Annotated in this window: 13 protein-coding genes; 9 read left to right on the forward strand and 4 right to left on the reverse strand. The window is 74.1% G+C overall.

Features of this window, described 5'->3' with window-relative positions:
- Window positions 1-278 precede the first annotated feature (278 nt).
- A complete protein-coding gene (locus KCH_RS18190; protein ID WP_035864288.1) occupies window positions 279-1,379 on the reverse strand; it encodes a TDT family transporter in 1,101 nt (366 codons plus the stop codon).
- Window positions 1,380-1,450: 71 nt separating this feature from the next.
- Between KCH_RS18190 and KCH_RS18195 the strand changes: the two genes are divergently transcribed.
- The 3 genes from KCH_RS18195 (at window position 1,451) to KCH_RS18205 (ending at window position 5,813) form a co-directional block, all read left to right on the forward strand.
- Window positions 1,451-2,380 (forward strand): LysR family transcriptional regulator, encoded by a 930-nt coding sequence (locus KCH_RS18195; protein WP_035864290.1) that lies wholly within the window; start codon window positions 1,451-1,453, stop codon window positions 2,378-2,380.
- 77 nt (window positions 2,381-2,457) lie between these two features.
- Entirely contained in the window at window positions 2,458-5,061 is a 2,604-nt protein-coding gene (clpB, locus tag KCH_RS18200) for an ATP-dependent chaperone ClpB (RefSeq protein ID WP_035864293.1), read from the forward strand.
- Window positions 5,062-5,246: 185 nt separating this feature from the next.
- Entirely contained in the window at window positions 5,247-5,813 is a 567-nt protein-coding gene (locus KCH_RS18205) for a type III secretion system chaperone family protein (RefSeq protein WP_035864296.1), read from the forward strand.
- Window positions 5,814-5,889: 76 nt separating this feature from the next.
- On the opposite strand, the gene KCH_RS18210 is transcribed toward KCH_RS18205, so the two are convergent.
- A complete protein-coding gene (locus KCH_RS18210) occupies window positions 5,890-6,687 on the reverse strand; it encodes a peptidase (RefSeq protein ID WP_208865963.1) in 798 nt (265 codons plus the stop codon).
- A gap of 291 nt (window positions 6,688-6,978) precedes the next feature.
- Window positions 6,979-7,248: a hypothetical protein gene (locus KCH_RS37430; RefSeq protein ID WP_051653188.1), complete on the reverse strand. Its 270-nt coding sequence runs from the start codon at window positions 7,246-7,248 to the stop codon at window positions 6,979-6,981.
- A 439-nt stretch (window positions 7,249-7,687) separates the two neighbouring features.
- Between KCH_RS37430 and KCH_RS18220 the strand changes: the two genes are divergently transcribed.
- The 5 genes from KCH_RS18220 (at window position 7,688) to pyrE (ending at window position 13,127) form a co-directional block, all read left to right on the forward strand.
- A complete protein-coding gene (locus KCH_RS18220; protein WP_035864299.1) occupies window positions 7,688-8,848 on the forward strand; it encodes a pyridoxal phosphate-dependent aminotransferase in 1,161 nt (386 codons plus the stop codon).
- A gap of 378 nt (window positions 8,849-9,226) precedes the next feature.
- Window positions 9,227-9,826 (forward strand): DUF2617 family protein, encoded by a 600-nt coding sequence (locus KCH_RS18225; protein WP_051653189.1) that lies wholly within the window; start codon window positions 9,227-9,229, stop codon window positions 9,824-9,826.
- Window positions 9,827-9,905: 79 nt separating this feature from the next.
- Window positions 9,906-10,565, forward strand: coding sequence for a hypothetical protein (locus tag KCH_RS47215; RefSeq protein WP_425268778.1), 660 nt, complete (start codon window positions 9,906-9,908; stop codon window positions 10,563-10,565).
- 29 nt (window positions 10,566-10,594) lie between these two features.
- Window positions 10,595-12,559, forward strand: a complete 1,965-nt coding sequence (locus KCH_RS44600; protein WP_425268779.1) for a spermine/spermidine synthase domain-containing protein — start codon at window positions 10,595-10,597, stop codon at window positions 12,557-12,559.
- 31 nt (window positions 12,560-12,590) lie between these two features.
- Entirely contained in the window at window positions 12,591-13,127 is a 537-nt protein-coding gene (gene pyrE / locus KCH_RS18235) for an orotate phosphoribosyltransferase (RefSeq protein WP_035864301.1), read from the forward strand.
- A gap of 97 nt (window positions 13,128-13,224) precedes the next feature.
- Here the strand turns inward: pyrE and KCH_RS18240 are convergent, their stop codons facing one another.
- On the reverse strand, window positions 13,225-13,950 hold the full coding sequence (locus KCH_RS18240; RefSeq protein ID WP_035864304.1) for a DedA family protein: 726 nt from the start codon (window positions 13,948-13,950) through the stop codon (window positions 13,225-13,227).
- Between the two features lie 264 nt (window positions 13,951-14,214).
- Here KCH_RS18240 and fbaA point away from each other — a divergent pair, with 264 nt between their 5' ends.
- Window positions 14,215-15,237 carry a class II fructose-bisphosphate aldolase gene (gene fbaA / locus KCH_RS18245; RefSeq protein WP_035864307.1) on the forward strand — a complete coding sequence of 341 codons (1,023 nt, stop codon included), beginning with the start codon at window positions 14,215-14,217 and terminating at the stop codon, window positions 15,235-15,237.
- Window positions 15,238-15,297: the final 60 nt, after the last annotated feature.

Genomic DNA, 15,297 nt, shown 5'->3' on the forward strand with positions numbered 1-15,297 from the left:
CGAACGCCGAACAAGTGCTCTCCGACTGCAGGTTCCCGCAAGTGCAGGAACCTGCAGCAAACCGCTCGCCCGAGTGACCGGAATCCCGGATTTCGAAGCATTTCCCCCCTCCCCGAACAGGCATTCGGCACCCGCGGCCGGTAGCGTCGCGGCCTGCCGGAATGTCACTGCCGTCGCCGGGAATTCCGCAATCTTCGCCGAATCCACCGATCCGGAACCGCCCGCCCCGAATCGGCCGGTCCGATTCCGCGCCCGGCGAATGCGGACCGGCGCGCCCGCTACAGCAGCCGCCCCGCCCGCAGTCCGGCCACGGTGTGCGCCGAAGCCACCGCCCAGGCGGTGAACAGCAGCAGCCACAACCCGGCCGCCAGCGCCGTGAATCCGCCGAACCCGGTGTGCCGGGCCAGCGCCGCCGCACCGGTGACCAGGGTGCCGACCGGGAAGGTGAACGCCCACCAGGTCATCGCGAACGGCATCCCGGCACGCAGCGCCCGCCCGTTCGCGACCAGCGCCACCGCCAGCCACAGCAGCGCGAAGCCCATCACCGCCACCCCGTAGACCTCGGCCAGCCCGCGCGCCACCTCCGCACCCGTACGCCCGGCGCCGGGCAGCGCCGACGGCACCGCGTCGGCGAACTGGTGGACGGCGGTGGTGGACTGGCCCAGCGGGCCGAGCACCAGGAACAGCGACGGCGTCAGCACCACCGCGGGCAGCTTGCTGTGCACCAGCCCGCCGAACACCACCGGCAGCAGCACCAGGGTCGCCAGCAGGCTGGCCCCGAACATCGCCGCGCACCCGTACAGCAGCGCCTGCCGGGCCGCCCCCTCCGGCAGGTGCGGCACCAGCGCCGGGCCGAGCGCGGCGGCCACCATCGGGGCCACCACCGGCAGCAGCCAGGTCGGGTTGGCCTCCAGCGCGGACAGCCGGTGCCGGGTGATCATCAGGTACGGCAGCCCGGCGGCCACCACGAGCGCGTACAGCGTCCCGGCGCCCCACAGCACCGCGTACAGCGCCAGGCCGGCCCGCTCGCCGACCACCGGGCCGCCGACCGCCAGCGCGCCGTAGCCGACCGCCAGCAGCGCCATCGGCGGGCAGCCGTAGAACACCGCGGCGGCCGGGTCGTCCAGCAGCGTGCGGCGGGCCTGCTCGCGGTGGCGCAGCAGGTGCACCGCGCGGGCCGCCGACAGCGCGGCGAGCAGCAGCAGCGACAGCGTCCACACCGCCTCGGCGAGGGCGAGCCGGCCCGGCACGTCGACCGGCAGCGCGGCGGCGCCGTTGCCGGTGATCGCGGTGCCCATCACGGCGGCGTACCAGTTGGGGCCGAGCCGGGACAGGTCGAGGGTGCGCAGGCCGGTGCGGGGGGCGAGGAGGGTTGCCATGGTTCCCACCCTCGGCGGGCGGGCGGGACGGCGGTAGCGAGGCGTCCGCTATGAGGACATAGCCTGGGCCTATGGCTCTCTCCCCGCACGTCCCGGAAATCGGCGCCCTGGAGCTGCTGCTCGCGGTGGCCCGGCTGGGCAGCGTCGGCCGGGCCGCGGCCGAACTGGGCGTCAGCCAGCCCGCCGCCAGCGCCCGGATCAAGGGCATGGAACGGCAGATCGGGGTGGCCCTGCTGGAGCGCTCCCCGCGCGGCTCCCGCCCCACCGAGGCGGGCCGGCTGGTGGTCGAGTGGGCCCGGCAGGTGGTGGAGGCCGCGCAGGCGCTGGACGCCGGGATCGACGCGCTGCGCGAACGCCGGGACGCCCGGCTGCGGGTGGTGGCCAGCCTGACCGTCGCCGAGTACCTGATGCCCGGCTGGCTGCTCGCCCTGAACGAGGCCAGCCCGGGCACGGCCGTCACGCTGCGCACCGCGAACTCCGCCGACGTCGCCGCCCGGGTGCTGGCCGGCGAGGCCGACCTCGGCTTCGTCGAGGGCACCTCCACCCCGCCCGGGCTGTCCGGCGCGGTGGTCGCCGCGGACCGGCTGGTGGTGGTGGTCTCCCCCGACCACCGCTGGGCCCGCCGGCGCGCCCCGGTCACCGGCGCCGAGCTGGCCGCCACCCCGCTGGTGCTGCGCGAGGTCGGCTCCGGCACCCGGGAGGTGCTGGAGGAGGCGCTCGCCCCGTACGGCGGGCCGTCCGCGCCCCGGCTGGAGCTGGCCTCCTCGACGGCGCTGAAGGCCGCCGCGATGACCGGCGCCGGCCCGGTCTGCCTCAGCGAGCTGGCGGTCACCGAGGAGCTGGCGACCCGCCGGCTGGTGGCCGTCCCGCTGGCGGGCCTGGAGCTGCAGCGCCCGCTGCGCGCGGTCTGGCCGGCCGGCCAGCGCCCGGCGGGCCCGGCCCGGGTGCTGCTCGGACTGACCCGGGGCAGCACCCCCGCCCAGCCGGTTCGAAAAAGTTGAGCGGAATAGACTCAACTTAGTGCATGCTGTAGTCAGCAGAGTTGAGATGTCCCGAAGACGAGAGGGGTATGCCCGCAGTGGACGCCAGTAAGTTCACCAGCAAGACGCAGGAGGCCCTGTCCTCCGCCATCCGGCAGGCAGGCGCCGCGGGAAACCCGGACGTCAAGCCGGTGCACATCCTGCTGGCCCTGCTCGACCAGCCCGAGGGCCTGGCCCGCCCGCTGCTGAAGGCCGTCGGGGCGGACGCCGCGCCGATCGCCCTCGCCGCCCGCCAGCAATCCGCCGCGCTGCCCGCCGCCCAGGGCTCCACGGTCGCCGCCCCGCAGCTCTCGCGGGACACCCTCGCGGTGCTGGAGGAGGCCGGAAAGCGCGCCGCCGACCTGGACGACCAGTACGTCTCCACCGAGCACCTGCTGGTCGGCCTGGCCGCCGAGGGCGGCCCGGTCGCCGAGCTGCTGAAGCAGCACGGCGCCACCCCGAAGGCCCTGCTCGCCGCGTTCAAGGACGTCCGGGGCAGCGCCCGGGTCACCTCCGCCGACCCGGAGGGCACCTACAAGGCGCTGGAGAAGTACGGCTCCGACCTCACCCAGGCCGCCCGGGACGGCAAGCTCGACCCGGTGATCGGCCGCGACCAGGAGATCCGCCGGGTCGTCCAGGTGCTGTCCCGCCGCACCAAGAACAACCCGGTGCTGATCGGCGAGCCCGGCGTCGGCAAGACCGCCGTCGTCGAGGGCCTGGCCCAGCGCATCGTCGCCGGCGACGTGCCGGAGTCGCTGCGCGGCAAGCGCCTGGTCGCGCTCGACCTGGCGGCGATGGTCGCCGGCGCCAAGTTCCGCGGCGAGTTCGAGGAGCGCCTGAAGGCTGTCCTGAACGACATCAAGGACTCCGACGGCCAGGTCATCACCTTCATCGACGAGCTGCACACCATGGTCGGCGCGGGCGCCGGCGGCGACTCCGCGATGGACGCGGGCAACATGCTCAAGCCGATGCTGGCCCGCGGCGAACTGCGCATGGTAGGCGCCACCACGCTGGACGAGTACCGCGAGCGGATCGAGAAGGACCCGGCCCTGGAGCGCCGCTTCCAGCAGGTGCTGGTCGGCGAGCCCACCGTCGAGGACACCATCGCCATCCTGCGCGGCCTGAAGGGCCGCTACGAGGCGCACCACAAGGTGGAGATCACCGACGCCGCGCTGGTCGCCGCCGCCACGCTGTCCAACCGGTACATCACCTCCCGCTTCCTGCCGGACAAGGCGATCGACCTGGTCGACGAGTCGGCGTCCCGGCTGCGGATGGAGATCGACTCCTCCCCGGTGGAGATCGACGAACTCCAGCGCGCCGTCGACCGGCTGCGGATGGAGGAGCTCGCGCTGGAGAAGGAGTCCGACCCGGCCTCCGTCGAGCGCCTCGGCCGGCTCCGCCGCGACCTCGCCGACAAGCAGGAGCAGCTGAGCACCCTCAACGCCCGCTGGGAGCAGGAGAAGAAGTCCCTGAACCGGGTCGGCGAGCTCAAGGAGCGCCTCGACGACCTGCGCGGCGCGCTGGACCGCGCCCAGCGCGACGGCGACTTCGAGCGCGCCTCCAAGCTGATGTACGCCGAGATCCCGGCCGCCGAGCGCGAACTGACGGAGGCCCAGGACCGCGCGGCGGACGAGCCGAACACCACCATGGTCAAGGAGCAGGTCGGCCCGGACGACGTGGCCGACGTGGTCTCCTCCTGGACGGGCATCCCGGCCGGCCGCCTGCTGGAGGGCGAGAGCGCCAAACTCCTGCGCATGGAGGACGAGTTGGGCAAGCGCCTGATCGGCCAGCGGGAGGCCGTCCAGGCGGTGTCCGACGCGGTGCGCCGCACCCGCTCCGGCATCGCCGACCCGGACCGCCCGACCGGCTCGTTCCTGTTCCTCGGCCCGACCGGCGTCGGCAAGACCGAGCTCGCCAAGGCGCTCGCCGACTTCCTGTTCGACGACGAGCGGGCGATGGTCCGGATCGACATGAGCGAGTACGGCGAGAAGCACTCGGTCTCCCGCCTGGTCGGCGCCCCGCCCGGGTACGTCGGCTACGAGGAGGGCGGCCAGCTCACCGAGGCGGTCCGCCGCCGCCCGTACAGCGTGGTGCTGCTGGACGAGGTGGAGAAGGCCCACCCGGAGGTGTTCGACGTCCTGCTCCAGGTGCTGGACGACGGCCGCCTCACCGACGGCCAGGGCCGCACGGTCGACTTCCGCAACACCATCCTGATCCTCACCTCCAACCTCGGCTCGGCCTTCCTGGTCGACCCGGCCACCCCGGAGGAGCGGAAGAAGGAGCTGGTGCTGGAGACCGTCCGGCAGGCGTTCAAGCCGGAGTTCCTCAACCGGCTCGACGACATCGTGGTGTTCGAGCCGCTGGGCACCGCCGAGCTCAGCCGGATCGTCGATCTCCAGGTCGCCGCGCTGGCCCGCCGCCTGCACGAGCGCCGGCTCACGCTGGACGTCACCCCGGCCGCCCGGGACTGGCTCTCGCTGACCGGCTACGACCCGGCGTACGGCGCCCGCCCGCTGCGCCGCCTGGTGCAGTCCGCGATCGGCGACCAGCTGGCCAAGGAGATCCTCTCCGGCCGGGTCCACGACGGGGACACCGTCCTGGTCGACCGGGACGAGACCGGCGACCGGCTCAGCGTCGGCCCGAAGCCCTCGCTGGTGAAGTGACCTCCCGCCCGGCGGGCGGAGCCCTCGCGGCTCCGCCCGCCGGCGCGCGTGCACACCCGCCGGGACCAGGCGATCACGCCGCGGTGCCGCTCTGTGCCACGGGCCCCGAATGCGGCAGGATGGGGGCAGGAGAAGGCGGCCCCCAATCGGCAGCCGACCTTGTGCACCGTGAAAGGGACACCCCCGTGAGCATCGACCCGTCGTCCATCCCGTCCTTCGGCCTGCCGCAGCCGCCGCAGGGCGGACAGCCCGGTGGCGCTCCGGCCGGGCCGCCGCCGGTGATCGTCCCGGACCAGAACCTGGTCGCCCAGCTGCTCGACCAGATGCAGCTCAAGCACGTGGTGGACGAGGAGGGCGACCTCACCGCCCCCTGGGAGAACTTCCGCGTCTACTACATGTTCCGCGGCGACCACAAGGAGCTGTTCGCGGTCCGCGCCTTCTACGACCGGGCGTTCCCGCTCGAGAAGAAGGGCGAAATCCTCGACCTGATCGACGAGTGGAACCGCGAGACCCTGTGGCCCAAGGTCTACACCCACACCCACGAGGACGGCGTGGTCCGCCTGATCGGCGAGTCCCAGATGATCGTCGGCAACGGCGTCAGCCTGGAGTACTTCGTCGGCACCACCGCCAACTGGACCCAGGCCGCGGTCGGCTTCGAGCAGTGGATGGTCGAGCGCCTGGGCCTGCAGGAGCAGGTCGAGGACGACAAGGACGCCACCGACGGCGAGGACGGCCCGGCCGACGAGGCCTGATCCCCCGTCACCCGTCGCGGAAGGGCCCGTCCACCGATCGGTGGACGGGCCCTTCCGCGTCTCCGCTCCGGCCGGGTCAGCGGCGGCCCCGGCGGCGGCGGATCCTGAGGAACAGCAGGTACCCGGCCGCGAGGGCGAGGGCCGCGAAGCCGGCCACCACCGGGGTCGGACCGTCGTCCGCCCCGGCGGCCGACGCGGTGACCGCCCCCGCCCCGCCGGGAGCCGTCGGGAAGGTGACCGTGGCGCCCGCGGCGTGCTCGACCGAACCGCTCCCGAGCTTCAGCTCCACCGACCACGGACCCTCCGGCAGCCGGGCGTCCAGCGGGACCACCGCCTCCGCCCGCTCGCCCGGGGCCAGCGTGGTGCCGGTCCTGGCCGGGAACGGCCCGGCGCGCAGCCCGCCCGGCCCGTCCGACAGCGACAGCGCCCCGCTGATGTCCAGCGCGCGGCCCCCGGTGTTGTGGATCCGGGCGCGCAGCTCCGCCCGCCCGTCCGCGCCCCGGCCGGGCGTCAGCCGCTCGATCTCGAAGTCCGAGACCGGCTCGCCGCCCGCCCCGACGTCCAGGTACATCCGGACGCCCACCCGGCCCACGATCGCCAGACTGTGCGCCCGGTCCGCCGCCGCGCCGGTCTGCGCCCAGATGACGCCGTACCGCTCGCCGGCCGAGGCGTTCCCCGGCACCCGGATCGTGGTGCGCACCTGCGCCGCCTCGTGCGCCGCCAGGTCGAGGCCGGACGCGTCGAGCGAGGTCCACCCGGTCAGCTCGTTGGGGGTGCGCTCCGCCGCGAAGGCGAACTGCCCCTTGGTGACGGAGGCCGCCGCCGCGTACAGGTCGACGTGCACCGGCGCGGACGACTCGTTGCTGACCTCCACCCGCCGCTCGATGGTCGAGCCGGGCGCGAGGTGGTCGACGATGTACGCCTGCGCCCGGGGGTCGTCCCGGCGGTTCTCCGGGGCGTCGAGCAGCTTGATGCCGATGGACCGCTGCCCGGCGCCCGCCTCCGCGGGGCGCTCCCCGCGCTCCCCGTGCCCGGCTGGCCCGGCGCCGCGCTGCCCGCCGCCGGCGTGGGCATCCCGTCTGCCGCCACCGGCCCCGCCCCGACCGCCTGCACGACGGCCAGCACCAGCAGCGGGACCCAGGAGCGGCGCGCCCTCCTCGTCATGTCAGGCAACGGACTGGGTCAGCGTTCCGGTGTAGACCCCGCCGACGGCGCTCGCGGGCACGTGGACGGTGACGGTCGGATCCCAGGTCGCCGTGTTGTCCCCGACCCCGGCCGAGCCGGTGAGCACCGTCTGCGAGGAGTTGGACAGCGTCACGTCGGTCGGCGTGACGGTGATGACGCCGGTGGTGGTCACCGAGCCCACCGCGTAGTCGGCGTCGGTGGCGGGGATCGTCGACGGGCCGTTGACGAAGTCCGTCTCCGCTGCGGTCACCGTCCAGGACGCCGACAGCAGGGCCCGCGCGTCGACGACGGTGCAGGGACCGATCGGGGCGCCGATCGACGTGCCCGGCGCCCCGAGCCAAGGGCGGCGGCCACCGGCACCGTCATCGTCAGGGCGCCGGAGGTGACGACGAAGGTGACGGTGGTGCTCGGGTCGTCGGCGCCGGCCGCGAGGCCCGGCCCGACGAGGACGAGAGCGGCGGCCGCGGCCGCGACGGAAAGAACTCGAACGCGCACGATGTCTCCTGGAGTAGCCCCCGATACGGACCTGCCGAAGTGATGCACCGTCAGACAATCCAGAGCGGTCCGCCCCCGCAACCCGGCCCGGAACCGGCTCCGCCATCGGGACCACCGCGCTCCGGCCGGGCGGATCCTTGTCCGCGGCCGCGCCCCGTCGGAGGATGGGCCGAACACCACTCGGAGGAGCCGCAATGGGCGCAAGGCCGCTGCTGAACCGCAGCCTGGCAGGCATGGGAACGACGATCTTCGCCGAGATGTCGGCGCTGGCCGCCGCCACCGGTTCGATCAACCTCGGACAGGGCTTCCCGGACACCGACGGCCCGGAGGAGGTCCGCGAGGCGGCGGTGCGGGCGCTGCGCGAGGGCCGCGGCAACCAGTACCCGCCGGGGCCGGGCGTGCCCGAACTGCGGCTGGCGATCGCCGAACACCAGTACCGCTTCTACGGCCTGACGGTCGATCCGGACACCGAGGTGCTGGTCACCGCGGGCGCAACCGAGGCGATCGCCGCCGCGCTGCTCGCGCTGCTGGAGCCCGGCGACGAGGTGATCGCGTTCGAGCCGTTCTACGACTCGTACGCCGCCTGCATCGCGATGGCCGGCGCCGTCCGCGTCCCGCTCACGCTGCGCGCCCCGGCGTTCCGGCCGGACCTGGACGAGCTGCGCTCGCTGATCACCCCGCGCACCCGGCTGCTGCTGATCAACACCCCGCACAACCCGACCGGCACCGTCCTCACCCCCGAGGAACTCGCCGCCATCGCCGAACTCGCTTGCGAGCACGACCTGTTGGTGGTCACCGACGAGGTCTACGAGCACCTGGTGTTCACCGGCGCGCACCACCCGCTGGCCGCCCTGCCGGGCATGCGCGAACGCACCGTGGCGATCTCCTCGGCCGGCAAGACCTTCTCCTTCACCGGCTGGAAGGTCGGCTGGGTCACCGGCGCCCCCGAACTGGTCGCCGCCGTCCGCACCGCCAAGCAGTACCTGACCTACGTCTCGGCCGGCCCGTTCCAGTACGCGGTCGCCGAGGCGCTGCGGCTGCCCGACGCGTACTACGCGGACTTCCGCGCCGACCTGCGGCGCAAGCGCGACCTGCTGACCGAGGGGCTGGCCGAGGCGGGCTTCCGGGTGTTCGAGCCGCAGGGCACGTACTTCGTCACCACCGACATCACGCCGCTCGGCGAGAAGGACGGCGTCGAGTTCTGCCGCGCGCTGCCCGGGCGCTGCGGCGTGGTGGCCATCCCCAACGCGGTCTTCTACGACCGCACCGAGCTCGGCCTCAGCCAGGTGCGGTTCGCCTTCTGCAAGCGGGAGTCGGTGCTGCGGGAGGCCGTCGAGCGGCTGCGCCGCCTGTAGCGGCAGGGGCCGACGGACGCCCGGTGGCAGTGGATCGCTGCCGGGCGTCCCGCCATGTCCGGACGCCGTGCACTCCACGTGCACTCCCGGAGTGCACGGCGCACGATACCGGCGTACGGGCGCTCGACGGACAGAGTGCATCCCGGGACCGATCACACCCAGTCGGACACAGGCCTCAGAACGGTGAATGAGTGCCAAACATGGGTAAATCCCCGACGGACACGGAGAATTCGTGCTTCTCTGCTGCTGAATCTCCAGCCGGAATCCTTCCTTCCACGGTCGGCCGTGCCCTGGATCGGACAGTCTCGAACAACCTCACGCACGAGGAGTGGACTCCGACCGAAGGGGCGCGCACGGAGCTGAAACGCGGAGCCGAGCATGCTCACCACCCTGCAGACCTCCTACACGGACACCCGCGCCGGCGACCTGGCCTGGCAGCTGGGCGGCGAGCCGCTGCCCGCACTTGCCGTCCGTGACCTCAGACTCGACGACGGAACCGGCCGGTCCGGCGCCCTCGGCGGCACCCTCCAACTGCGCCTGCTGGGCGCCTCGCACCAGGTGATCCTGGCCGCCGGCCCGGGCGACTGCCTGGAGACCGTGGCCTGCCTGCCCGGCCGCCGCACCCCGCTGCCCGCCCGGGTCGCCGAGCAGGTGGCCGGCTGGGAGTACGAGTTCGCCGCCCGGATCGAGGAACTGCCGTCCCACGTGTTCGCGGCCCGCGCGCAGGAACTGCTCGCCCTGGTCGAGGGGCACCCGCGGGCGCTGGCCGGGATCTTCCCCGGCGACCCGAGCGCCTTCACCGCGCTGGTCGCCCACTGCGAGGAGCGCCGCGTGCACTGGCGCACCTGGCACGCCTACCCGCAGGAGGGCCGGCTGGTGTGCACCCGCTCCTCCCTCTCGCTGCGCGGCGCCGCCGCCCCGCCCCGCGACGACCGGCCGGGCGGCGACGGGCGGCCGGAACCGCAGGCCGGATGGTGACCGGCCGTCAACCGGGAGCGGCCTGCAGTCCCCCGATTGGGCGCAGCCATTCACCCGGGCTCTCGCCTAGCGTTCATTCATGATCAACCATCCGGTCGGACGGTCCGCGCAGCCGGGTCCGGACGCCCCGCCCCCCGCCCGAACTCCGGCCCACCGCCCCCGCACCGCGGGCCGCGGCGGCGCGGTCCGGGCCGGCGGCGCCATACCGCTGGCCCTGCCCGCGCGTCCGGCCCGGATCCTGGTGCTGCTGGCCGCGTTCGTCTGCGCGGCCTGCGGCCTGGTGTACGAACTCGAACTGGTCGCCCTCGGCGGCTACCTGCTGGGCGACTCCGTGACCCAGACCTCCGTGGTGCTGTCCGTGATGGTCTTCGCGATGGGCATCGGCTCGCTGCTCGCCAAGGGCCTCACCCGCCGCCCCGCCACCTCCTTCGCCCTGGTCGAGTACGCGCTGTCGCTGACCGGAGGCCTCTCCGCGCTCGCCCTGTACTGCGGCTGGGCCTGGCTGCGCCAGCCGCACGCCACGCTGGTCGCGCTGATCGCCGCCACCGTGCTGATCGGGCTGCTGATCGGCGCGGAGATCCCGCTGCTGATGACGCTGATCCAGCGGATCCGGCGGCAGCACGCCGGCCGGGCCGTCGCCGACCTGTTCGCCGCCGACTACGTGGGCGCGCTGATCGGCGGCCTGGCCTTCCCGTTCGTCCTGCTGCCCGCCTTCGGGCAGGCCGCCGGGCGCTGCTGACCGGCGCGGTCAACGCGGTCGCCGGGGCCGTGGTGGTGCTGTGGCTGTTCCGCGCCGAAGCCGCCCCGCGCACCCGCCTGCTGCTGTGGACCGGCTGCGGCCTGGTGCTCACCGTCCTCGCGCTGGCCGCCGCCTGCACCGGCGCGATCGAACGCGCCGCCCGGCACGCCCTGTACGGCGGGCCGATCCGGTTCGCCGCGCAGAGCCGCTACCAGGAGATCGTGCTGGCCGGCGGCCCGGTCGCCGCCGACATCCCCGCGCCGCGCGCCCCGCAGCCGCTGGAACTCTTCCTGGACGGTCGGCTCGCCGTCTGCGGCCCCGACGAGTACCTCGACCACGAGGCGCTGGTGCACCCCGCCCTCGCCGAGGGCCCCAGCGGCCGGGTGCTGCTGCTCGGCGGGGACGGCCTCGCACTGCGCGAGGTGCTGCGCCACCGGGCGGTGCAGAGCGTGCTGGTGGTCGAACGCGACCCCGAGCTCCCCGCCCTGGCCCACCGCGACGCCGCCTACGGCACCCTCGTCGAGCACGCCTGGGACGACCCGCGGGTGCGCCTGGTGACCGCCGAGCCGCTGGGCTGGCTGCGCGGGGACGGCGCCCAGTTCGACGTGATCGTCTCCGACCTGGACGACCAGGCCGCGCACGGCAAGTACCGCTCCCGCGAGTTCTACGGCCTGGCCGCCCGGCGGCTCGCCCCCGGCGGTCGGCTGGCGGTGCGCGGCGGCGCCCCGGACGGCGCGCTGTGGAGCGCCGAGGCCGGCCTCGGCTCGGTCGGGCTGGACGCCGTGCCGTACCAGGGCGGCGCGCCGGCCGTCGAGCACTGCGGGCGGGCCGGGTCCGCCCCGACGTACCTGCTGGCCGCCCGCACCGCCCCGCGCTGGCGCTGGCCCCGGACGCGCCCGCGCCGCGCTCGCTCACCGTCGCCGCGCTGCGCGGCACGGCGTCCCGGCTGTCCGCCCGCCGGCCCTCGCCGACGCCCCGCCGCACTCGCTGATCGGCCCGTGACGGGCCGCCGCCCGGGCCGCCGCGGCGGCGGCGAACCGCCTTCCGCCGTACGCCCGTTCGCGGCACGCCCGGCCCGGCTTGCGGTGCGGGGCTCGGCACGGCGGCAGCCGGTCGGTAGGCTCGCCGGTATGGAGCATGAGGTTGTCGTCCCGGTGCCCGCCGAGGTGGTCCGGGAAGCGCTGGTGGACCGCGAACTGGTGGCCCGCTGCGTGCCGGGGCTGAGCGCGGTCGCGTCCACGTCCGCGCCCTCGGCGGCGGACAGCCGGCTCAGGATCCGGATCGCCGGCTCCACCATCACCTTCGCCGGCCGGCTGTCCGTGGACGGCTGGCAGGACGGCACGCTGGAACTGCGGCTGACCGGCGAGGAGATCCGCGGTGCCGCCCCGGTGACCGCCGCGCTGCGGGTCACCCTGGAGGAGCGCCGGGGCGAGACCGCCCTGCGCTTCGCGACCGAGCTGACCGCCTCCGGCCGGCTCGCGGGCTTCGACGACCCGGTGCTGGAGACGACCGGCCGCCGGCTGATCGACCGCGCGGTGGCGGCCCTGGTGGCCGAGCTGTCCGGTCCCGCCGAGGACGCCGAGGACGACCCGGCGGACGGCGCGACCGTGGTGTTCCTGGACGAGCGCGCCCAGGGCGCCGACCTGGACGACGACCTGTCCGACCTGATCGCGTTCAGCGAGGACGACCTGCCCGAGCCGGTGCCGGTGCCCCGCCCCGAGGCGGCGTACGAGCAGGAGAGCGCGCCGGTGCGGCGCAGCATCGTCGGCCGCTCCGCCGAGGAGGTCGACCACGCCCCGCCGCACGGCCGGTACGCGCCCGCCCCGCCCGCGCACAGCGCCCGGGCCCGGGCCGCCACCCGCTGGGGCGGCGCCGAGCCGGCCCTGCTGCCGGGCGGCGGCGGCGAGCGGAACGCCCTGCCGTGGGTGATCGGCGGCAGCGTGGCGCTGCTCGGCGGCGCGGTGGTGCTGGTCCGGGCGCTGCGGCGGCGCTGAGCCGCCCGGGCGGCCCGTAAAATCGCTGACCATGAGCAACGACCGGGACGCCCTGCTGGCGCAGATCAAGGACAAGGCCGTCGTGCACGGCAAGGTCACCCTCTCCTCGGGCCTGGAGGCCGACTACTACGTCGACCTGCGCCGGATCACCCTGGACGCGGAGGCGGCCCCGCTGGTCGGCAAGGTGATGCTGGACGCGGCGGCGGACCTGGAGTTCGACGCGGTGGGCGGCCTGACCCTGGGCGCCGACCCGGTGGCGGCGGCGATGCTGCACGCGGCGGCGGCCCGCGGCCGCAAGCTGGACGCCTTCGTGGTCCGCAAGGCGGGCAAGGCGCACGGCCTGCAGCGCCGGATCGAGGGCCCGGACGTGAAGGGCCGCCGGGTGCTGGCGGTGGAGGACACCTCGACCACCGGCGGTTCGGTGCTGACCGCGGTGGAGGCGCTGCGCGAGGCTGGTGCCGAGGTGGTCGGCGTCGCGGTGATCGTGGAGCGCGGCGCCGCCCCGGCGATCGCGGAGACCGGCCTGCCGTACATCACCGCGTACACCCTGGACGACCTGGGCCTGTGAGCCCCGGGACCGGTCCGGGAACGGCGCCGGTTCCACGTGGAACAGCGAGAGGCCCCGGCCGCCCGAAGGCGGCCGGAGCCTCTCGCGTCCCGCGGGCTCAGCTCTTGCGGTGGCGACCGCCGGCGACCGGGTCGGCGGCCGGGGCCTCGACGGCGCCGAGGGCGGCGGCGGCCTTCTTCTTCTTCCGCTCGCGCACCACCTCGACGATGATCGGCGAGATCGAGACCAGGATGATCAGCGCCATCGCGGGCAGCAGGAACTTGTCGATCACCGGTGCGAGCTGGGCGCCGGTGAAGTAACCGATCAGCAGCATGGACTCGGTCCAGAGCACGCCGCCGACGACGTTCCAGAGCAGGAAGGTCCTGGCGGGCATCTGCAGGGTGCCGGCGACCGGGTTGAGGAAGGTCCGCACGATCGGGATGAAGCGGGCCAGCACCACGGCCTTGGCCGGACCGAACTTCTCGAAGTACTCCTCGGCCTTCTCCACGTACTCGGGCCGGAAGATCTTCGAGTTCGGCTTGTCGAACATCTTCGGGCCGACCTTCCGGCCGAGCAGGTGTCCGAGCTGGGCCCCGGCGATCGCGCAGAGCGGTGCGCCGATCAGCAGCAGGGCGATGTTCATCTGGGCACCGTCTCCGAGCACCGCGGGGGCGGCACTGGAGGCGGCGACACCGGCCAGGATGAGCATGGAGTCACCGGGGAAGAAGAACCCGACCAGCAGGCCGGTCTCGGCGAAGATGATCGCCAGGATCCCGATGGCGCCGACGGAGGCGACGAGCGATTTGGCGTCAAGGACGTTGACGGCGAGCTGGATGTGTTCCACGCGCGCAGGATAGCCCGACTCCCTTCGCAAAGCCTCAACCGGCGGCCCGCGAACCGTTCGCCGGAGGGCCCGCCGGGGCGGCCGTCCCAAGTGGCGGGCCGCTGGGTGTGTCCGGGGGACGAGTCTGGGAAGATGACCGAGGTGTCCGGCCCGCGGTCGAGCAACCACCCTCGTCGCTCGTATCGCATCCGTCGTGAACCACAGGCGTATCGAGCCTTCGGACAGCGTCGTCCGATCGCCCCACACCGACAGGAGCGGATTCGCATGCCCATCGCAACTCCCGAGGCCTACAACGAGATGCTCGACCGGGCCAAGGCGGGCAAGTTCGCCTACCCGGCCATCAACGTCACCTCGTCGCAAACCCTGCACGCCGCGCTGCGCGGTTTCGCCGAGGCCGAGAGCGACGGCATCATCCAGATCTCCACCGGTGGTGCGGAGTTCCTGGGCGGCCAGCACAACAAGGACATGGTGACCGGCGCCGTCGCGCTGGCCGAGTTCGCGCACATCGTCGCGGCCAAGTACGACATCACCGTCGCCCTGCACACCGACCACTGTCCCAAGGACAAGCTGGACGGCTACGTCCGCCCGCTGCTGGCGGTCTCCGCCGAGCGCGTCGCCCGCGGCGAGAACCCGCTGTTCCAGTCGCACATGTGGGACGGCTCCGCCGAGACCCTGGCCGACAACCTGGCCATCGGCCAGGAGCTGCTGGCCCAGGCCGCCGCCGCCCGGATCATCCTCGAGGTCGAGATCACCCCGACCGGCGGCGAGGAGGACGGCGTCTCGCACGAGATCAACGACGAGCTGTACACCACCGTGAACGACGCGGTGCGCACCGCCGAGGCCCTCGGCCTGGGCGAGAAGGGCCGCTACCTGCTGGCCGCCTCCTTCGGCAACGTGCACGGCGTGTACAAGCCGGGCAACGTCGTGCTCCGCCCCGAGCTGCTCCGCGACCTGCAGGACGAGATCGGCAAGCAGTACGGCAAGAAGGACCCGTTCGACTTCGTCTTCCACGGCGGCTCCGGCTCCACCGCGGAGGAGATCGCCACCGCGCTGGAGAACGGCGTCGTGAAGATGAACCTCGACACCGACACCCAGTACGCCTTCACCCGCCCCGTCGTGGACCACATGTTCCGCAACTACGACGGCGTGCTGAAGGTCGACGGCGAGGTCGGCAAGAAGAACACCTACGACCCCCGCACCTGGGGCAAGCTGGCCGAGGCCGGCATGGCCGCCCGCGTGCTGGAGGCCGCGCAGCAGCTGCGCTCGGCCGGCAAGCGCATGAAGTAACGGCGCTCCGCACGGCGCCCCCGTACCCCGCCCGGGTACGGGGGCGCCGTCGTTCTCCCC

Origin of the sequence: Kitasatospora cheerisanensis KCTC 2395 (genome assembly GCF_000696185.1) — a bacterium.
Taxonomy (GTDB): domain Bacteria; phylum Actinomycetota; class Actinomycetes; order Streptomycetales; family Streptomycetaceae; genus Kitasatospora; species Kitasatospora cheerisanensis.